Origin of the sequence: Streptomyces oryzae, assembly GCF_017676365.1 — a bacterium.
GTDB classification, from domain to species: Bacteria; Actinomycetota; Actinomycetes; order Streptomycetales; family Streptomycetaceae; genus Streptomyces; species Streptomyces oryzae.
Genome location: NZ_JADKMA010000039.1, coordinates 13,534 through 31,334, shown reverse-complemented (window position 1 = coordinate 31,334; position 17,801 = coordinate 13,534). Strand labels below are relative to the sequence as shown.

Genomic DNA, 17,801 nt, shown 5'->3' with positions numbered 1-17,801 from the left:
CCGTCTCCCGACCCGGTGCCCTCCCGAACCTAGGAGTGACCTTGAAGCGCGACATCCACCCCGAGTACCGCGAGACCCAGGTGAGCTGCACCTGTGGCAACTCGTTCACTACGCGTAGCACCATGCCGGAAGGCGTGATCCGCGCCGACATCTGCTCGGCCTGCCACCCGTTCTACACGGGCAAGCAGAAGATCCTCGACACCGGTGGCCGTGTGGCCCGCTTCGAGGCTCGCTTCGGCAAGAACGCCGGCAGCGCCAAGAAGTAGCAACACCACAGCGCCGGTCCGCGGCTGCCCTGCCGGGCAGTGCGGCCCGGCGCTCTTTTGGTGCTCAGCGCCCCGGCGCCCGCCCGCCCCTGCCGGCAGGGCGGCGCCCTCACTCATCAGCAAGGGATGGCCACGATGTTCGAGGCGGTCGAGGAACTCGTCGGCGAGCACGCCGACCTGGAGCGGCGGCTCGCCGATCCGGCGATCCACGCCGACCAGGCGGGTGCCCGCCGGCTCAACAAGCGCTACGCCGAACTCACCCCGATCATCACCGCCTACGGCGAGTGGAAGCGGACCGGTGACGACATCGGCACAGCGCGGGAACTGGCCGCGGAGGACCCGGACTTCGCCGACGAGGTCAAGGAGCTGGAGCGGCGCCGCGAGGAGCTGACCGAGCGGCTGCGGCTGCTGCTGGTCCCGCGCGACCCCAGCGACGACAAGGACGTCATCCTGGAGATCAAGGCGGGCGAGGGCGGCGACGAGTCCGCGCTGTTCGCCGGCGATCTGCTGCGGATGTATCTGCGCTACGCGGAGCGCAACGGCTGGAAGACCGAGCTGATCGAGTCCAACGAGTCCGACCTGGGCGGCTACAAGGACGTCCAGGTCGCCGTGAAGTCCAAGGGGGCCACTGAGCCGGGACAGGGTGTGTGGGCGCGGCTGAAGTACGAGGGCGGGGTGCACCGCGTCCAGCGGGTGCCCGCGACCGAGTCGCAGGGCCGTATCCACACCTCCGCTGCCGGTGTCCTGGTGCTGCCGGAGGCCGAGGACGTGGACGTGGAGATCAACCCGAACGATCTGCGGATCGACGTCTACCGCTCCTCGGGGCCCGGCGGGCAGTCGGTGAACACCACCGACTCGGCCGTGCGCATCACCCACGAGCCGACCGGCATCGTCGTCTCCTGCCAGAACGAGAAGAGCCAGCTCCAGAACAAGGAGCAGGCCCTGCGCATCCTGCGCGCCCGGCTGCTGGCCGCGGCGCAGGAGGAGGCCGAGAAGGAGGCGTCGGACGCCCGCCGCAGCCAGGTCCGTACGGTCGACAGGTCCGAGCGGGTGCGCACCTACAACTTCCCGGAGAACCGGATCTCCGACCACCGCGTCGGCTTCAAGGCGTACAACCTGGACCAGGTGCTGGACGGCGAGCTCGACCCCGTGATCCAGGCGTGCGTGGACGCGGACTCAGCGGCCAAGCTGGCCGCCGCTCAGTGACGCCCGGGAGGGGGACGGAGTGAACGTGCTGCTCGCCGAGGTGGCGCAGGCCACCCAACGGCTGGCCGACGCCGGCGTGCCCTCGCCGCGCTTCGACGCCGAGGAGCTGGCCGCCTGGGTGCACGGCGTGGGGCGGGGAGAGCTGCACCGCGTCGCCGACGCCGACTTCGACGCGCGCTACTGGGAGGCGGTGGCCCGCCGCGAGGCCCGCGAACCGCTCCAGCACATCACGGGGCGCGCCTTCTTCCGCTATCTGGAGCTGCACGTCGGTGCCGGGGTGTTCGTGCCACGCCCGGAGACCGAGTCCGTGGTCGGCTGGGCGATAGACGCGGTGCGCGCCATGGACGTGGCCGAGCCGCTGATCGTGGACCTGTGCACCGGCTCAGGAGCCATCGCGCTGGCCCTCGCGCAGGAAGTGCCGCGCTCCCGGGTGCACGCCGTGGAGCTGGACGAGGCGGCGCTGGTGTGGGCGCGCAAGAACGTCGAGGGCTCCCGGGTGACGCTGCACCACGGGGACGCGCGCACGGCGCTGACCGAGCTGGACGGCCAGGTCGACCTCGTGATCTCCAATCCGCCCTACATCCCCCTGACCGAGTGGGAGTATGTGGCGCCGGAGGCCCGCGACCACGACCCGCAGATCGCGCTGTTCTCCGGCGAGGACGGCCTGGACGTCATCCGCGGTCTGGAGCGCACCGCGCACCGGCTGCTGCGCCCGGGCGGCGTCGTGGTCATCGAGCACGCCGACACCCAGGGCGGGCAGGTGCCCTGGATCTTCACCGAGGACCGCGGCTGGGCTGATGCCGCGGACCACCCCGACCTCAACAACCGGCCCCGTTTTGCCACTGCACGCAGGGAGGTGCCGTGATGGCACGGCGATACGACTGCTCCGACGCGACCGACCGCGCAACCGGTCTGCGCGAGGCCGCATCGGCCGTCAGGCGCGGGGAACTCGTCGTGCTGCCGACGGACACCGTCTACGGCGTCGGCGCCGACGCGTTCAGTGCCGACGCGGTCGGTGATCTGCTGGAGGCCAAGGGCCGCGGGCGCGGTATGCCCTCGCCGGTGCTGGTGGGTTCGCCGAACACGCTGCACGGCCTGGTCACGGACTTCTCCGAGACGGCATGGGAGCTGGTCGACGCCTTCTGGCCCGGAGCCCTCACCCTGGTCGCGCGCCACCAGCCGTCGCTGACCTGGGACTTGGGGGAGACGCATGGCACGGTTGCGGTACGGATGCCGCTGCACCCGGTCGCCATCGAGCTGCTGACCGAGTTCGGCCCGATGGCCGTCTCCTCGGCGAACCTGACCGGGCACCCGGCGCCGATGGACTGTGACGCGGCCCAGGAGATGCTGGGCGAGTCGGTCGCCGTCTATCTGGACGGCGGGCCCACCCAGGACAACGTGCCCTCGTCCATCGTGGACGTCACCGGCGAGGTGCCCGTCCTGCTGCGTGCCGGCGCCATCGACGCCGACGAGCTCCGCAAGGTCGTACCGGGCCTGGAGGTGGCCCCGTAGTGACCGCCCCACCCGGGCGTGGGCCGGCCGAGGCCGGCGGCATAAGCGGCGCCGACGGCGCGTTCCGTATCCTCCACGTCTCCACAGGCAACGTGTGCCGCTCGCCGATCACCGAGCGGCTCACCCGGCATGCCCTGGCCGAACGGCTCGGGGAGCGCCGCATGGGCGGCCTCGTGGTCGAGAGCGCGGGGACCTGGGGCCACGAGGGCGCGCCGATGGAGGAGAACGCGGTCGCCGTGCTGCTCGAACACGGAGCGGACGCCTCGGACTTCACCGGGCGCGAGCTGCTGGACGAGCATGTGATCCGGGCCGACCTGGTGCTGACGGCCACCCGCGACCACCGGGCCCAGGTGATCTCCATGGGTCACTCCGCGGGGCTGCGCACCTTCACCCTCAAGGAGTTCACCCGGCTGGTGCGGGCCATAGACCCCGCCACCCTGCCGGCCGCCGGCAGCCCGGAAGGCGTCGTCGAGCGGGCGCACGCACTGGTCCAGGCGGCGGCCGCGCTGCGCGGCTGGCTGCTGGCGCCCAGCCCGGAGGCGGACGAGATCTATGACCCGTACGGTGCCCCGATCCCGTACTTCCGCAGCGTCGGCGAGGAGATCAGCAGCGCGCTGGACCCGGTGGTCACCGCGCTGACGGGTGTTCCCGCGCACACGTAGCAGCCCCGCCAGAACCAGCAGGCGGCGGCGAACGTGTCCTATTGTGTGGGCCTGCGAACAGTCCGTGAGATCTTTTGGGAGCCCTGCCGGTGCGTACTGCCGTCTTCCGGGGGGCCACCCCCCGTACCTCCGGTGCACGGGGCGGCGCAGGCGAGCGTGAGCCACGTGCGGCGGTCGGCTGGGGGGCGTTGTCCTATCGTGTGGGTCTGAGAAAGCCCGCGAGACCTTTTGGGAGCCCTACCGGTGCGTGAATATCTGCTGACGCTGTGCGTCACGGCCGCGGTCACCTATCTGCTGACCGGGCCGGTGCGGAAGTTCGCCATCGCGGCGGGGGCTGCCCCGCCGGTACGGGCACGTGACGTGCACCGGGAGCCGACGCCGCGGCTGGGCGGTATCGCGATGTTCGGGGGGCTGTGCGCCGGGCTGCTGGTGGCCTCCCAACTCACCAACATCGGCGAGCTGTTCACCCTCTCCGACGAGCCCCGGGCGCTGCTCTCCGGTGCCGGTCTGATCTGGCTGATCGGTGTGCTGGACGACAAGTGGGGCGTCGACGCGCTGGTGAAGCTCGGCGGGCAGATGATCGCCGCGGGCGTGATGGTGCTGCAGGGGCTGACGATCCTGTGGCTGCCGGTGCCGGGTGTGGGCAATGTCGCGCTCACCCCGTTCCAGGGCACGCTGCTGACCGTCGCGCTGGTGGTCATCACCATCAACGCGGTGAACTTCGTGGACGGGCTGGACGGCCTCGCGGCGGGCATGGTGTGCATCGCCGGGGTGGCGTTCTTCATGTACGCCTACCGGATCTGGTACGGCTACGGCATCGAGGCGGCGGCTCCGGCCACGCTCTTCGCCGCCGTGCTGATGGGGATGTGCCTGGGCTTCCTGCCGCACAACATGCATCCGGCGCGGATCTTCATGGGCGACTCGGGCTCGATGCTGATCGGGCTGGTGCTGGCGGCCGGTGCGGTCTCCATCACCGGCCAGGTGGACCCGGATGTGATGGTCGAGGAGTCCGGCTCGGTCAAGTCCGCCGTGCACACGATGGTGCCGCTGTACATGCCGCTGCTGCTGCCGCTGAGCATCATCGCGATCCCGGTCGCCGACCTGGTGATGGCGATCGTGCGGCGGACCTGGAACGGGCGCTCGCCGTTCGCGGCCGACCGGGGCCATCTGCACCACCGGCTGCTGGAGATCGGGCACTCGCACAGCCGCGCGGTACTGATCATGTACTTCTGGGCGGCGTTGATCGCCTTCGGCGCCGTGGCGTTCTCGGTGCGCTCCTCCAGCCTGGCCATCGTGCTGGCGATCGTGCTGTTGAGCGCGGTGGGCCTGGTGGTGCTGCTGATGCCGCGCTACACACCGCGGGTGCCCGCCTGGGCGCAGCGCGCGTTGCCGCCCCGCTACCGGCGCTCCCTCCAGGAGCCGACAGCGGAGGAGGCCGACGCGACTCCGCCGGGGCCCGGCGAGGACCCGGCGCCCGCGGCGGAGACGGCCGAAGACGCGGAGTGGGAGCCCGTGATGGCCGGGCTGAACGGCGCGACCGCGATCGGGGAGCGCCGTGAGTTCACCAGGCCGAAGAAGATCAACACCCATGACTGAGCGGCCCGGTGCCGAGCGCCGGGGTTCATCGGACCCCGGACAAAGGCCCCATAGCAGACATAGCGGTCGCCGTCAGCGGCAGACGCGGACTGTCACACCTGTGTGTGACAGGGGGCACACCAAGTAGGTAAAGACCTCATCAAATAGTTTGTGATACCGTTCACGAAACCCGGTGGCCAGCCGAAGTGCCGCACTCTCGCGGGCCCTTCTGCCGGGAGGTCCTGCCTCCACGCCGGGCTACGCTCGTCCTCGACGACCCACGTTTCCCCGATTTCCCCGGAGCCACCACATGCAGTCGAACGACGCACGCATGCTCCTGCACTGCGCCGTCCCGACCGCCGTAGCCGGTGTCGTGGCCGCAGCGATCAGCGCCGTGTTCGCAGGCGGCAAGGGCGCAGTCGGAGCCGCGGCCGGAGCACTCGTCGTGATCCTGTTCATGGGTCTCGGCCTTTACGTCCTCCAGCGGACAGCGCGCTCCTTTCCGCACCTCTTTCAGGCGATGGGCCTGCTGCTGTATACGACACAGATTCTGCTGCTGTTCGTTGTGCTGGTGGTCTTCCGGGATACCACCCTTTTCGACACCGACACCTTCGCGTTCACACTGCTCGGCGGCACCGTCGTGTGGGTTGCGGCACAGGGCAGGGCGCACCTGAAGGCGAAGATCATGTATGTCGAACCCTCCTCGGGCTCCGGCGAGAAGGCCAGTGCCACGTAGGGGCGGGATAAGCGCTCGTTCGAGCAACTGCTATCGTCCGTTGCCAACTGCGGCGCAGCAGACGGGGACGGCGGAGTTCCCTCCACTTCCGGATCACACGGGACGGAACGGACACTCTCGCCCCCTGATCAGCCGCCGCCCCCGATTCGTAAGACAAAGACCAGTGCCGTTCCGTGGCCGCACGCCGCGCCGACACAACGAGGTAGCCGTTTTCATGCGCCATGCAGAAGGAGCCCGCGGTGAGTGCTGACCAGATGCTCGCCTTTGAGACCGACTGCCACCTTTTCAGTGGCTGCGGCTTCGAGGCTCCAGGGCTCCACTCGTTCGTCTTCGAGCCGATGTTCAGCATCGGCGGATTCGACTTCAACAAGCCGATCCTGCTCGCCCTCGTGGGCACGCTGGCCATCGTGTGGTTCTTCTGGGCCGCCTTCGCCAAGCCGAAGGTCGTCCCGGGCAAACTCCAGATGATCGGCGAGGCCGGCTACGACTTCATCCGCCGCGGCGTGGTCTACGAGACCATGGGCAAGAAGGAAGGCGAGAAGTACGTCCCCTTCGTGGTGGCGCTCTTCTTCTTCGTGTGGGTGATGAACCTGTGGGCGGTCATTCCGCTCGCACAGTTCCCCGTGACGTCGATCTTCTCGATCCCGCTGGGCCTCGCGCTGGTCGTCTACATCACCTGGGTCGGGCTCACTTTCAAGCGGCACGGTTTCGTCGGCGCCTTCAAGAACTTCACCGGCTACGACAAGTCGCTCGGCGCGGTGCTGCCGATGGTCGTGGTCATCGAGTTCTTCTCGACCCTGATCGTGCGCCCCTTCACGCACTCGGTCCGGCTCTTCGCCAACATGTTCGCCGGACACATGCTGGTGGCGCTCTTCACCATCGCGACCTGGTACATGCTCAACGGCATCGGGATCGCCTACTCGGCCGTCTCATTCATCATGACGATCGTGATGATCGCCTTCGAGCTGTTCATCCAGGTCATCCAGGCGTACGTCTTCGTCCTGCTGACCTGCTCCTACCTTCAGGGCGCGCTCGCCGAGGAACACTGAGCAAGCCCTCCACCGCACATCCCCAGCTGTCCGGCGGCCAACCCCCGCCGGTCCGTACAGAGAAGGAAGTAACGGCATGTCCGCTGCTCTCGACATGGTCAACATCGCCGCCTCCAGCGGAGTTTCCGGCAACCTCGGTTCCGTTGGCTACGGCCTCGCGGCCATCGGCCCCGGCATCGGCGTCGGCATCGTCTTCGGTAACGGCACCCAGGCGCTGGCCCGCCAGCCCGAGGCCGCCGGTCTGATCCGTCAGAACCAGATCCTCGGCTTCGCCTTCTGTGAGGCGCTGGCCCTCATCGGCATCGTCATGGGCTTCATCTTCCGCTCCTGACGTACCGAGCGAACGAACCCATTTCCGACGGAAGGCACTGACGTGAACGCCCTGGTAAACATGGCGGAGACCGAGGTTCCGCAGAACCCGCTCATCCCGCCGATCCCAGAGTTCGTCATCGGCCTGATCGCATTCGCCATCGTCTTCTTCTTCCTGTGGAAGAAGCTCCTTCCGAGCATCAACAAGGTGCTGGAAGAGCGTCGTGAAGCCATTGAGGGCGGCATCGAGAAGGCCGAGGCGGCTCAGCAGGAAGCTGCCGACGTACTCCAGCAGTACAAGGACCAGCTCGCCGAGGCCCGCCACGAGGCCGCCCGGCTGCGTGCCGAGGCACAGGAACAGGGCGCCGCGCTCATCGCCGAGATGCGCGCCGAGGGCCAGCGGCAGCGTGAGGAGATCATCGCCGCCGGCCACGCCCAGGTCGAGGCCGACCGCAAGCAGGCCGCGGCGACGCTCCGCCAGGACGTGGGCAAGCTCGCCACCGACCTGGCCGGCAAGCTCGTCGGCGAGTCCCTCGAGGACCACGCCCGGCAGAGCCGCGTCATCGACCGCTTCCTCGACGGGCTCGAAGAGGCTGCCGAGGCCGACGCCAGCGGAGCCGCCCGATGAACGCCGGAACGGCGACGAGGCGAGTGAGCGCCGGCGAACGAGCTGAGGAGCGTGACCGATGAACGGTGCGAGCCGTCAGGCGCTTGCCGCCGCGCGCGAGAGCCTGACCGCGCTGACCGACTCCACGTCGGTCGACGCGGCGAGCCTCGCCGGCGAGCTCGCCGCCGTCACCGCGCTGCTGGAGCGCGAGGTCTCGCTGCGCCGGGTCCTCACCGACCCGGCGCAGGACGGCGAGGCCAAGGCGTCACTGGTGCAGCGGGTGCTCGGCGGTCAGCTCAGCGGCCCGGCCGGTGACCTGGTCGCCGGTATGGTCCGCTCCCGCTGGTCGGCGCCGCGCGACCTGGTCGACGCCGTCGAGGAGCTGGCTGACCTGGCCGACCTGGTGGCGGCCGAGCGCGACGGCTCGCTGGACGACGTCGAGGACGAGCTGTTCCGCTTCGGCAGGACCGCCGCCTCCACGCCGGACCTGCGCGCTGCGCTCGCCAGCCGCACGGCCGGAGCCGAGGCCAAGCGCTCGCTGGTGCACCAGCTGCTGGGCGGCCGGGTCAGGCCCGCCACCGAGCGTCTGGTGACGCGGCTCGTCACCCAGCCGCGGGGACGTAGCCTGGATGGCGGGCTCGAAGCGCTGTCCAAGCTGGCAGCCGAGCGCCGGAACCGTTCGGTCGCCGTCGTGACCTCCGCGGTGCCGCTGAGTGACGAGCAGAAGCGGCGCCTGGGCGCGGCGCTGGCCAAGCTGTACGGCCGCCAGGTGCACCTGAACCTCGACGTGGACCCGGAGGTCCTCGGCGGGATCACGGTGCGGGTGGGCGACGAGGTCATCAACGGCTCGCTCGCCGACCGGCTGGACGAGGCCCAGCGGCGGATGGCCGGCTGACGGCAGCCGGAGCATTACCGGGCGCCGAGCGCCAACCAACTCAACAAGCACGAAAGCGGCCCGAGTTGGGCCGTACAAGGGAGTCGGGGGAGACGTCAGACACCCCCGGAGCCCGAAGGAACTTACGGGCCCAACAAGGAGAGCAGGGAACCCAGATGGCGGAGCTCACGATCCGGCCGGATGAGATCCGGGACGCGCTGGAGAACTTTGTCCAGTCGTACACGCCGGACGCGGCCTCGCGCGAAGAGGTCGGTACGGTCAGCGCTGCCAGCGATGGCATCGCGAAGGTCGAGGGGCTGCCCTCGGCCATGGCGAACGAGCTGCTGAAGTTCGAGGACGGCACCCTCGGCCTCGCCCTCAACCTCGAGGAGCGCGAGATCGGTGCGGTCGTCCTCGGTGAGTTCAGCGGCATCGAAGAGGGCCAGTCGGTGCAGCGGACCGGCGAGGTCCTGTCGGTCCCGGTCGGCGACGGCTACCTCGGCCGTGTCGTCGACCCGCTGGGTGCCCCGGTCGACGGCCTCGGCGACATCGAGACCGAGGGCCGCCGGGCCCTGGAACTCCAGGCCCCCACGGTCATGCAGCGCCAGGAAGTCAACGAGCCGATGGAGACGGGCTACAAGGCCGTCGACACCATGACGCCCGTGGGCCGCGGCCAGCGCCAGCTGATCATCGGCGACCGCCAGACCGGCAAGACCGCGCTGTGCGTCGACACGATCATCAACCAGCGCGACAACTGGCGCTCGGGCGACCCGGACAAGCAGGTCCGCTGCATCTACGTCGCCGTCGGTCAGAAGGGCTCCACCATCGCCTCCGTGCGCGGCGCGCTGGAGGAGGCCGGTGCGCTGGAGTACACGACCATCGTCGCGGCCCCGGCCTCCGACCCGGCCGGCTTCAAGTACATCGCCCCCTACACCGGCTCGGCCATCGGCCAGCACTGGATGTACCAGGGCAAGCACGTGCTGGTCGTCTTCGACGACCTGTCCAAGCAGGCCGACGCCTACCGCGCCGTCTCGCTGCTGCTGCGCCGCCCGCCGGGCCGTGAGGCGTACCCGGGCGACGTCTTCTACCTGCACTCCCGGCTGCTGGAGCGCTGCGCCAAGCTCTCGGACGACATGGGCAAGGGCTCGATGACCGGTCTGCCGATCGTCGAGACGAAGGCCAACGACGTCTCGGCGTTCATTCCGACCAACGTCATCTCCATCACCGACGGCCAGTGCTTCCTGGAGTCCGACTTGTTCAACGCGGGCCAGCGCCCGGCGCTGAACGTCGGTATCTCCGTCTCCCGGGTCGGTGGCAAGGCCCAGCACAAGGCCGTCCGCCAGATCACCGGTTCGCTCCGCGTCGACCTGGCCCAGTACCGCGAGCTGGAGGCGTTCGCCGCCTTCGGCTCCGACCTCGACGACGCGTCCAAGGCGGCGCTGGAGCGCGGTAAGCGCATGGTCGAGCTGCTCAAGCAGCCGCAGTACGCTCCGTTCGCCACCGAGGACCAGGTCGTGTCCATCTGGTCCGGCACCAACGGCAAGATGGACGACGTCCCCGTCGAGGACATCCGGCGCTTCGAGCGCGAGCTGCTGGACCACATGCACCGCGAGGAGTCGGCCCTGATGACCGGCATCCGCGAGGGCGGCAAGATGTCGGACGACACCGTCCAGGCCCTCAGCGACGCGGTCGACAAGTTCAAGACGCAGTTCGAGACCTCGGACGGCAAGCTGCTGGGCGAGGGCTGAGCATGGGTGCCCAGCTCAGGGTCTACAAGCGGCGGATCAAGTCCGTCACTGCGACCAAGAAGATCACCCGGGCGATGGAGATGATCGCCGCCTCGCGCATCATCAAGGCGCAGCGCAAGGTGGCAGCGTCCGAGCCGTACGCGAGTGAGCTGACCCGTGCGGTCACCGCCGTCGCGCAGGGCTCCGACGCCAAGCACCCGCTGCTGACCGAGGCGGAGCAGCCGAAGCGGGCCGCGGTGCTGCTCATCACGAGCGACCGCGGACTGGCCGGCGGCTACAACTCCAACGCCATCAAGGGAGCCGAGCAGCTCAACGAGCGGCTGGCCGCCGAGGGCAAGGAGGTCGTCAGCTACATCGTCGGCTCCAAGGGCGTGGCCTACTACGGCTTCCGCAACCGGCCCGTCAAGGAGTCGTTCACCGGCTTCACCGACAACCCGACCTACGCCGACGCCAAGGCCGTGGCCGCGCCGCTGATCGAGGCGGTGCAGACGGAGACCGCCGAGGGCGGTGTGGACGAACTGCACATCGTCTACACCGAGTTCATCTCGATGATGACGCAGACCGCGGTGGACGCCCGGATGCTGCCGCTCTCCTTCGGTGAGGGCGGCACCGGCCCGCAGCCGGGCGGCGGCAAGGGAGTCCTGCCGCTGTACGACTTCGAGCCCTCGGCCGAGGATGTGCTGGACGCGCTGCTGCCGCGGTACGTCGAGTCGCGCGTCTACAACGCCCTGCTCCAGGCGGCGGCCTCCAAGCACGCCGCCACCCGCCGGGCGATGAAGTCCGCGACCGACAACGCCGAAGAGCTCATCAAGTCGCTGACGCGGCTTGCAAACGCGGCCCGCCAGGCCGACATCACCCAGGAAATCAGCGAGATCGTCGGTGGGGCGAGCGCGCTGGCTGACGCTAACGCGGGGAGTGACCGCTAACCATGACCACCACAGTTGAGACGGCCGCTGCGACGGGCCGCGTCGCCCGGGTCATCGGCCCGGTCGTCGACGTGGAGTTCCCCGTCGACGCCATGCCGGACATCTACAACGCGCTGACGGTCGAGGTCCTCGACCCGTCCGAGGACGGCAAGCGCAAGACGCTGACCCTCGAGGTCGCCCAGCACCTCGGCGAGGGGCTGGTCCGCGCCATCGCCATGGAGCCGACCGACGGCCTGGTCCGCCAGGCCCCGGTGACCGACACCGGCGCGGGCATCTCGGTGCCCGTCGGTGACGTCACCAAGGGCCGGGTCTTCAACACCCTCGGCAAGATCCTGAACGAGCCGGAGGCCGAGTCCGAGGTCACCGAGCGGTGGTCGATCCACCGCAAGGCCCCGAGCTTCGACCAGCTCGAGTCCAAGACCGAGATGTTCGAGACCGGTCTGAAGGTCGTCGACCTGCTGACCCCGTACGTCAAGGGCGGCAAGATCGGTCTGTTCGGCGGTGCGGGCGTCGGCAAGACCGTGCTCATCCAGGAAATGATCATGCGTGTGGCCAAGCTGCACGAGGGCGTTTCCGTGTTCGCCGGTGTCGGCGAGCGCACCCGTGAGGGCAACGACCTGATCGAGGAGATGAAGGAGTCCGGCGTCCTCCCGCAGACCGCGCTGGTCTTCGGTCAGATGGACGAGCCCCCGGGGACGCGGCTCCGCGTCGCGCTGGCCGGTCTGACCATGGCGGAGTACTTCCGCGATGTGCAGAAGCAGGACGTGCTGTTCTTCATCGACAACATCTTCCGCTTCACCCAGGCGGGCTCCGAGGTCTCCACGCTGCTGGGCCGGATGCCCTCCGCGGTGGGCTACCAGCCGAACCTGGCGGACGAGATGGGTGTGCTCCAGGAGCGCATCACCTCGACCCGCGGTCACTCCATCACCTCGATGCAGGCGATCTACGTGCCCGCGGACGACCTGACCGACCCGGCCCCGGCGACGACGTTCGCGCACCTGGACGCCACGACGGTGCTCTCGCGTCCGATCTCGGAGAAGGGCATCTACCCGGCGGTGGACCCGCTGGACTCCACCTCCCGGATCCTGGACCCGCGGTTCGTCTCGCAGGACCACTACGACTGCGCCGAGCGCGTCAAGGGGATCCTGCAGAAGTACAAGGACCTGCAGGACATCATCTCCATCCTCGGCATCGACGAGCTGTCCGAGGAGGACAAGCTCACGGTGTCCCGCGCCCGCCGTATCGAGCGCTTCCTGTCGCAGAACACCCACGCGGCGAAGCAGTTCACCGGGCTCGACGGATCGGACGTCCCGCTGGACGAGTCGATCGCGGCCTTCAACGCGATCGCCGACGGCGAGTACGACCACTTCCCCGAGCAGGCGTTCTTCATGTGCGGTGGCCTTGACGACCTCAAGGCCAAGGCGAAGGAGCTCGGCGTCTCCTGACGCCGGACCCGGCGGCGCGGGCGGGTGCGAGTGCACGCGCCCCCGCCGCACCCCTTATCCTTTCCCCATCCCAGTCTGAGGAGCCACAGTGGCTGAGCTGCACGTCGAGTTGGTCGCCGCCGACCGCAAGGTCTGGTCCGGCGAGGCCAGCCTGGTCGTCGCGCGCACCTCCTCGGGTGATATCGGTGTGATGCCCGGCCACCAGCCGCTGCTCGGCGTGCTGGAGTCCGGCCCGGTCACCATCCGTACGACCGGCGAGAGCGGCGGCGGCACCGTCGTCGCGGCGGTGCACGGCGGGTTCATCTCCTTCGCGGACAACCAGCTCTCGCTGCTCGCCGAGGTCGCGGAGCTGACCGACGAGATCGATGTCGAACGCGCCGAGCGCGCGCTGGAGGATGCCAAGTCCAAGGCCGACGAGGACGCCGAGAAGCGCGCCGACGTCCGGCTGCGAGCGGTGACGGCCGCACGCTGACGTTTGTCGCGTCACGCCTGGCGCACGACGACCCTCAGCCGCGGGCGGTCCCGGAATCATCCGGGGCCGCCCGCGGCTGAAGCCATACAGCAGGGTTTGAGAGACTTGCCCCGCGCAGGTCCCGGAGAGAGCGAGGAGGTCGGTGAAGATGGTCCTCGCTCTGCTGCTGTGCGGCGTGGTCGTCCTGCTGGTGATGGCGGGGCTCTTCGCCTTCGGGGTACGCCGACGGCTCATCCAGCGGTCAGGCGGAACGTTCGACTGCAATCTGCGCTGGGCGGTCACCGAGTCCGAGGCCAGCGACCCCAAAGGGAAAGGCTGGGCGTACGGCATCGCCCGCTACAACGGCGACCGCATCGAATGGTTCCGCGTCTTCTCCTACGCCCCCAGGCCCCGCCGCCATCTGGTGCGCGGGGCCATTGACGTTCTGGAGCGCCGCTCCCCGCTCGGCGAGGAGGAGCAGGCGCTGCTCTCCGACGCCGTAGTGCTGGCCTGCGCGGTGGGCCCGGAGCACACCCGCGTCGAGCTCGCCCTGAGCGAGGACGCCCTCACCGGCTTCCTCGCCTGGCTGGAAGCGGCCCCTCCGGGCCAGCGGGTCAACGTGGCCTAGGACATCGAGAGGTCGCGCACGGTGTGCGGATGCTCACGGTGCGGTGATTCCCAACTCCTGGGCCAGCACGGCCGCCTGGGTGCGGCTGCGCAGCTCCAGTTTGCCGAGCAGCCGGCTGACGTGGGTCTTGACGGTGGCCTCGGCCATGGTGAGGCGGCGGGCGATGTCCGCGTTGGAGAGGCCCTCGCCGAGACAGCCCAGCACTTCCCGTTCGCGCCGCGTCAGTGCGTCGAGGCCGGGCGGCGGATCCTCGACGGGCGCCGGGCGCGCGCCCGAGAACTCGGCGATCAGCCGCCGGGTGACCGCGGGTGCGATCATCCCCTCGCCGCGGGCGACGGTGCGTACGGCCTCGACCACCGCCGCCGCCTCGCTGTCCTTGAGCAGAAAGCCGGCGGCGCCCGCGCGGAGGGCGCCGAAGACGTAGGCGTCGAGGTCGAACGTCGTCAGCACGAGGACATCGGCGAGGCGTTCGCCGGTGATGCGGCGGGTGGCTGTGACCCCGTCGAGGCGGGGCATCTGGATGTCCATCAGCACCACATCGGGGGCCAGTTCGCGGGCGAGCCGCACGGCCTCCTCCCCGTCACCCGCCTCGCCGGCCACCGTGATGCCCGGGGCGTTACGGAGGATGAGCACCAGGCCGGCGCGTACGGCCTGCTGATCCTCGGCGACCAGCACCCGGATCGTCCGGTCAGCTGTCACGGCTCTGTCTCCCTCGGCTCGGCTCGGTACTCGGTCCTGGTCTGTGCGGCGCCCCGTTCCCGGCGGGGACCGCGCCCGTCTCGTGCGGCGCCGGCAGCACCGCGTACACCTGCCAGACCCGCACGCCGTCGGCGCCGGTCACAGGGCCTGCGGTCAGTTCGCCCTCCAGCAGCTCAACCCGCTCCCGCATCCCGACGAGACCCGCACCCGCACCGGGCGCGCGCGGGGCGCCGTCGTCGGCCGGTGCGCTGCCGTCGGCGGCGGCCCCGTCCAGCGGGCTGCTGACGCGGATGCCGAGCGTGCCGGCGCGTGCGCCGTCCCGGTCGAGCTCGACGGTGACGTTGCCGGGCGCCGCGTGCTTGAGCGCGTTGGTGACGGCTTCCTGGACGACGCGGTAGGCGGCCAGTTCCACGGGGGTGGGCAGCCGCTCGCCGGGGGGCCGGTGGTCCGCCAGCGTGAAGGTACGGCCGTCGCCCGCCATGGCACCGGCGCGGGTCAGCAGCGCGTCGAGCCCGTCGAGGGAGGGCGTCGCCGCCGGTTCCTCAGTGCCGTCCGCGCTGCGCAGCAGCCCGATGAGGCGGCGCATCTCGGACAGCCCCTGCACGCTGTTCTCGCGGATGACGCCCAGCGCTTCGCGGGTGGCCTCGCCGCTGTCGCCGGAGGCGGGGAAGGAGAGGGCTGCCGAGGAGTGGATGGCGATGGCCGAGAGGTGGTTGGCCACCACATCGTGCAACTCGCGTGCCATCCGGGCCCGTTCGGCGCCCACCGCCTGTTTGCGGTCCAGCTCGGCGAGGTACGCCGTCTGCTCGGCCCGCAGCCGCTCGGCTTCCGCCTTGTCCCGGTGGTTGCGGATCATCTCGCCCGAGGTGGTGGGAACGAGCAGCACACCGGCGCAGGCGGCGCCGATCAGCAGCATCTCGGCCCGCTGGAAGGCGAGCAGCAGCCCGGCCGTGGCGAGCACGGTCACCGCAGCCGAGGTCCGCAGCACCACGCGGGCCAGTCGCTGAGTGCCGTACAGCACCGCGGCGTAGAGCAGGTCCGTGAACAGCACCAGCGTCGCCAGCAGCGAGCCCAGCGCCTGGTCGGCAACCTCGGCGGCGATGCCCAGCAGCAGCGCGTACGGCTGCCCGGAGCGCCGCAGCAGCGCCGCCCCGGCCATCACACCCAGCGGCACCAGCGCCAGCCAGCGCGGGCCGTGCTGCCACAGCGGGTTGCTGGCGAGGTCGAAGACCCACAGCAGCAGCCCGCAGGCGAGCCCGGTGAGGGCGATCAGCACATCGTCCTGGTGCGGGCGCAGGCCACGCAGCGCGCGGATCCGTTCGGTGGCTGCGGCGGCGGTCATGGCCCCATTCTCCCGGTCCGGTACGGCCGAGGTGTCCGTCGTCGGGCCGAGCCCCGGCACGGCGGACTGCATCTTTCGATGCAGTCCGCGCCACCCCGAATCGTCATGGGCGACGACGCACCTGGCGGCCCCCGGACGCGAAGCTGGAGAGGCGCGTCCGGCCGCCGCGTCCGCCACGGGGGAGGGCGGGGCGACCGGGAGCGGTACGTCGTCATCCCCGTCAGGGAACATACGCCAGGAGGCGTTCCTTCATGATCGTTACGCTGATCATCGGCTGCGAGATCGGCTTCTGGGTGCTGCTCGCCGCGGGCCTCGCGCTGCGCTACCTCGCGCGGATGCCCCGCGCCGGTGCAGCGGTGCTGCTGTGCGAGCCGCTGCTGGAGGTGGTGTTGCTGGTCGTCACCGCGATCGACCTGCGCAACGGTGCGGAGCCCGACTGGAAGCACGGGCTGGCCGCCGTCTACCTCGGCTTCACCGCGACGCACGGGCACTACATGGTCAAGTGGGCGGACGGGCACGCAGCCCATCTGCTGGGCAAGGGCCCACGCCCGGCCAAGCCGCCTCGCTACGGGACGGCGCGCACGGTGCACGAGTGGAAGATGGGCGCCCGCGCCATCGGCGCCGCCGCGATCGCCGCCGCGCTGCTGCAGATCGCGATCTGGTACGTGGGCGGGCCCGAGCAGACCGAGCCACTGCGCCAGTGGCAGACCCGCATGGGCCTCGTCGCCGGAATCAGCCTGATCATCGCGCTGAGCTACACGATTTGGCCGAAGCAGCCGAAGCAGCCGAAGCAGTCGGAGCAGCCCTTGGAACAGGGCGATCCGCTGGGCACGGGTGTCCGGAAATAATCGGACGCCGAGCCGCCGCTGAACCTCTTACGCTCGCCGGATGGACGAACGCGCACTGCTGGACCGCTCCAACGGCCCCGTCACCCGCAGCCGGCTGGTCCGGGAGCTGTCCGCGCTGGGGCTGCGCCCCGGTGACACCGTCATGTTCCACACCGCCCTCTCCGCGCTGGGCTATGTGCCCGGCGGCCCCCTCACCGTCATCGCGGCGCTCCGCGAAGTGCTGGGCGAGAAGGGCACGCTGCTGGTCTACAGCGGCTGGAACGACGCACCGCCCAGCGACTTCACCGACTGGCCCGCACCCTGGCAGGAGGCCGTGCGGGCCGAACATCCCGCCTACGACCCGGAGCTGAGCGAGGGCACCCACGACAACGGCCGCCTTCCGGAGGCGCTGCGCCGGCTGCCGGGTGCCCTGCGCACCCGGCACCCCGACAGCTTCGCCGCGCTGGGCGCACGTGTCGAGGCGCTGGTGCTCGACGTGCCCTGGGACGATCCGTACGGCGCGCGCGGGCCGCTGGGCAGGCTGGTCGACGCCGGTGGCCGCGTGCTGCTGCTGGGCGCTCCGCTCGACACGCTCACGATCCTGCACCATGCCGAGGCGCTGGCTCAGGCGCCGGGCAAGCGTCATCTCTCCTACGAGGTCCCGGTCCTGGACGCCGACGGCAGCCGCCTCTGGCAGCGCTACTGGGACATCGACACCGAGGACGAGGCGTTCGACTACGGCCAGGTCGTACCGGAGGGCGTCTGGCCGTTCACCGTCATCGCCCAGGAGGCACTCGCCGCCGGAATCGGCGTACGCGGCCGGGTGGGCGCTGCCGAGAGCCATCTGTTCGAGGCGGCGGAGCTGGTGCGCTTCGGGGTGGAGTGGATCGAGCGGAACATCACCGCATAAGCGGAACCTCACCGCGTACGGGACGCCAC

Annotated in this window: 20 protein-coding genes; 18 read left to right on the top strand and 2 right to left on the bottom strand. The window is 70.1% G+C overall.

Translation table 11 applies throughout. The features are described from left to right. The first annotated feature begins 41 nt into the window (after window positions 1-41). The 16 genes from rpmE to ITI46_RS10320 all read left to right on the top strand — a co-directional run bounded on the left by rpmE (window position 42) and on the right by ITI46_RS10320 (window position 13,994). Window positions 42-266, top strand: a complete 225-nt coding sequence (rpmE, locus tag ITI46_RS10395; RefSeq protein WP_209239166.1) for a 50S ribosomal protein L31 — start codon at window positions 42-44, stop codon at window positions 264-266. 135 nt (window positions 267-401) lie between these two features. Further along, window positions 402-1,472 (top strand): peptide chain release factor 1, encoded by a 1,071-nt coding sequence (gene prfA / locus ITI46_RS10390; RefSeq protein ID WP_209239175.1) that lies wholly within the window; start codon window positions 402-404, stop codon window positions 1,470-1,472. A 19-nt stretch (window positions 1,473-1,491) separates the two neighbouring features. Continuing rightward, window positions 1,492-2,337 (top strand): peptide chain release factor N(5)-glutamine methyltransferase, encoded by an 846-nt coding sequence (gene prmC / locus ITI46_RS10385; RefSeq protein ID WP_209239165.1) that lies wholly within the window; start codon window positions 1,492-1,494, stop codon window positions 2,335-2,337. Continuing rightward, window positions 2,337-2,984 carry an L-threonylcarbamoyladenylate synthase gene (locus ITI46_RS10380; RefSeq protein ID WP_209239164.1) on the top strand — a complete coding sequence of 216 codons (648 nt, stop codon included), beginning with the start codon at window positions 2,337-2,339 and terminating at the stop codon, window positions 2,982-2,984. Before prmC ends, ITI46_RS10380 begins: the two co-directional genes overlap by 1 nt. Beyond that, window positions 2,984-3,646, top strand: coding sequence for an arsenate reductase/protein-tyrosine-phosphatase family protein (locus tag ITI46_RS10375; RefSeq protein WP_307808118.1), 663 nt, complete (start codon window positions 2,984-2,986; stop codon window positions 3,644-3,646). The genes ITI46_RS10380 and ITI46_RS10375 overlap by 1 nt, the downstream gene beginning before the upstream one ends. Before the next feature lie 243 nt (window positions 3,647-3,889). Beyond that, a complete protein-coding gene (locus tag ITI46_RS10370) occupies window positions 3,890-5,242 on the top strand; it encodes an MraY family glycosyltransferase (protein ID WP_209239163.1) in 1,353 nt (450 codons plus the stop codon). A 289-nt stretch (window positions 5,243-5,531) separates the two neighbouring features. Then, window positions 5,532-5,957 carry a Cg1360 family ATP-synthase-associated protein gene (locus ITI46_RS10365; protein ID WP_209239162.1) on the top strand — a complete coding sequence of 142 codons (426 nt, stop codon included), beginning with the start codon at window positions 5,532-5,534 and terminating at the stop codon, window positions 5,955-5,957. A 221-nt stretch (window positions 5,958-6,178) separates the two neighbouring features. Beyond that, window positions 6,179-7,006: a F0F1 ATP synthase subunit A gene (gene atpB / locus ITI46_RS10360; RefSeq protein ID WP_209239161.1), complete on the top strand. Its 828-nt coding sequence runs from the start codon at window positions 6,179-6,181 to the stop codon at window positions 7,004-7,006. 76 nt (window positions 7,007-7,082) lie between these two features. Continuing rightward, entirely contained in the window at window positions 7,083-7,337 is a 255-nt protein-coding gene (atpE, locus tag ITI46_RS10355) for an ATP synthase F0 subunit C (RefSeq protein ID WP_209239160.1), read from the top strand. A gap of 60 nt (window positions 7,338-7,397) precedes the next feature. Next, window positions 7,398-7,943: a F0F1 ATP synthase subunit B gene (locus ITI46_RS10350; RefSeq protein WP_247745769.1), complete on the top strand. Its 546-nt coding sequence runs from the start codon at window positions 7,398-7,400 to the stop codon at window positions 7,941-7,943. A 58-nt stretch (window positions 7,944-8,001) separates the two neighbouring features. Continuing rightward, window positions 8,002-8,817 (top strand): F0F1 ATP synthase subunit delta, encoded by an 816-nt coding sequence (locus ITI46_RS10345; RefSeq protein ID WP_209239158.1) that lies wholly within the window; start codon window positions 8,002-8,004, stop codon window positions 8,815-8,817. A 155-nt stretch (window positions 8,818-8,972) separates the two neighbouring features. After that, window positions 8,973-10,544, top strand: coding sequence for a F0F1 ATP synthase subunit alpha (atpA, locus tag ITI46_RS10340; RefSeq protein ID WP_209239157.1), 1,572 nt, complete (start codon window positions 8,973-8,975; stop codon window positions 10,542-10,544). A 2-nt stretch (window positions 10,545-10,546) separates the two neighbouring features. Further along, the gene (locus tag ITI46_RS10335) at window positions 10,547-11,470 is read left to right on the top strand and encodes a F0F1 ATP synthase subunit gamma (protein ID WP_209239156.1); all 924 of its coding nucleotides are present in this window, start codon (window positions 10,547-10,549) and stop codon (window positions 11,468-11,470) included. A gap of 2 nt (window positions 11,471-11,472) precedes the next feature. Further along, complete coding sequence (gene atpD / locus ITI46_RS10330; RefSeq protein ID WP_209239155.1) at window positions 11,473-12,915, top strand: F0F1 ATP synthase subunit beta; 1,443 nt, start codon at window positions 11,473-11,475, stop codon at window positions 12,913-12,915. An 88-nt stretch (window positions 12,916-13,003) separates the two neighbouring features. Beyond that, window positions 13,004-13,387, top strand: a complete 384-nt coding sequence (locus ITI46_RS10325) for a F0F1 ATP synthase subunit epsilon (RefSeq protein ID WP_209239154.1) — start codon at window positions 13,004-13,006, stop codon at window positions 13,385-13,387. A 148-nt stretch (window positions 13,388-13,535) separates the two neighbouring features. After that, window positions 13,536-13,994 (top strand): DUF2550 domain-containing protein, encoded by a 459-nt coding sequence (locus tag ITI46_RS10320; RefSeq protein ID WP_209239153.1) that lies wholly within the window; start codon window positions 13,536-13,538, stop codon window positions 13,992-13,994. Between the two features lie 33 nt (window positions 13,995-14,027). On the opposite strand, the gene ITI46_RS10315 is transcribed toward ITI46_RS10320, so the two are convergent. Next, a complete protein-coding gene (locus ITI46_RS10315; protein ID WP_209239152.1) occupies window positions 14,028-14,693 on the bottom strand; it encodes a response regulator in 666 nt (221 codons plus the stop codon). Beyond that, window positions 14,683-16,035: a sensor histidine kinase gene (locus ITI46_RS10310; protein ID WP_209239151.1), complete on the bottom strand. Its 1,353-nt coding sequence runs from the start codon at window positions 16,033-16,035 to the stop codon at window positions 14,683-14,685. The genes ITI46_RS10315 and ITI46_RS10310 overlap by 11 nt, the downstream gene beginning before the upstream one ends. A 251-nt stretch (window positions 16,036-16,286) precedes the next feature. Here ITI46_RS10310 and ITI46_RS10305 point away from each other — a divergent pair, with 251 nt between their 5' ends. Then, the gene (locus tag ITI46_RS10305; protein WP_209239150.1) at window positions 16,287-16,883 is read left to right on the top strand and encodes a hypothetical protein; all 597 of its coding nucleotides are present in this window, start codon (window positions 16,287-16,289) and stop codon (window positions 16,881-16,883) included. A 40-nt stretch (window positions 16,884-16,923) separates the two neighbouring features. Beyond that, window positions 16,924-17,772, top strand: coding sequence for an aminoglycoside 3-N-acetyltransferase (gene aac(3) / locus ITI46_RS10300; RefSeq protein WP_209239149.1), 849 nt, complete (start codon window positions 16,924-16,926; stop codon window positions 17,770-17,772). Window positions 17,773-17,801: the final 29 nt, after the last annotated feature.

Bases quoted from the DNA above. Each gene is read 5' to 3' on its own strand.
- ITI46_RS10305 (WP_209239150.1), top strand. From the start codon at position 16,287: ATGATCGTTACGCTGATCATCGGCTGCGAGATCGGCTTCTGGGTGCTG.
- ITI46_RS10345 (WP_209239158.1), top strand. From the start codon at position 8,002: ATGAACGGTGCGAGCCGTCAGGCGCTTGCCGCCGCGCGCGAGAGCCTG.
- atpA (WP_209239157.1), top strand. From the start codon at position 8,973: ATGGCGGAGCTCACGATCCGGCCGGATGAGATCCGGGACGCGCTGGAG.
- ITI46_RS10380 (WP_209239164.1), top strand. From the start codon at position 2,337: ATGGCACGGCGATACGACTGCTCCGACGCGACCGACCGCGCAACCGGT.
- atpD (WP_209239155.1), top strand. From the start codon at position 11,473: ATGACCACCACAGTTGAGACGGCCGCTGCGACGGGCCGCGTCGCCCGG.
- ITI46_RS10350 (WP_247745769.1), top strand. From the start codon at position 7,398: ATGGCGGAGACCGAGGTTCCGCAGAACCCGCTCATCCCGCCGATCCCA.
- atpE (WP_209239160.1), top strand. From the start codon at position 7,083: ATGTCCGCTGCTCTCGACATGGTCAACATCGCCGCCTCCAGCGGAGTT.
- ITI46_RS10365 (WP_209239162.1), top strand. From the start codon at position 5,532: ATGCAGTCGAACGACGCACGCATGCTCCTGCACTGCGCCGTCCCGACC.
- ITI46_RS10335 (WP_209239156.1), top strand. From the start codon at position 10,547: ATGGGTGCCCAGCTCAGGGTCTACAAGCGGCGGATCAAGTCCGTCACT.
- ITI46_RS10320 (WP_209239153.1), top strand. From the start codon at position 13,536: ATGGTCCTCGCTCTGCTGCTGTGCGGCGTGGTCGTCCTGCTGGTGATG.
- ITI46_RS10310 (WP_209239151.1), bottom strand. From the start codon at position 16,035: ATGACCGCCGCCGCAGCCACCGAACGGATCCGCGCGCTGCGTGGCCTG.
- prfA (WP_209239175.1), top strand. From the start codon at position 402: ATGTTCGAGGCGGTCGAGGAACTCGTCGGCGAGCACGCCGACCTGGAG.
- atpB (WP_209239161.1), top strand. From the start codon at position 6,179: ATGCAGAAGGAGCCCGCGGTGAGTGCTGACCAGATGCTCGCCTTTGAG.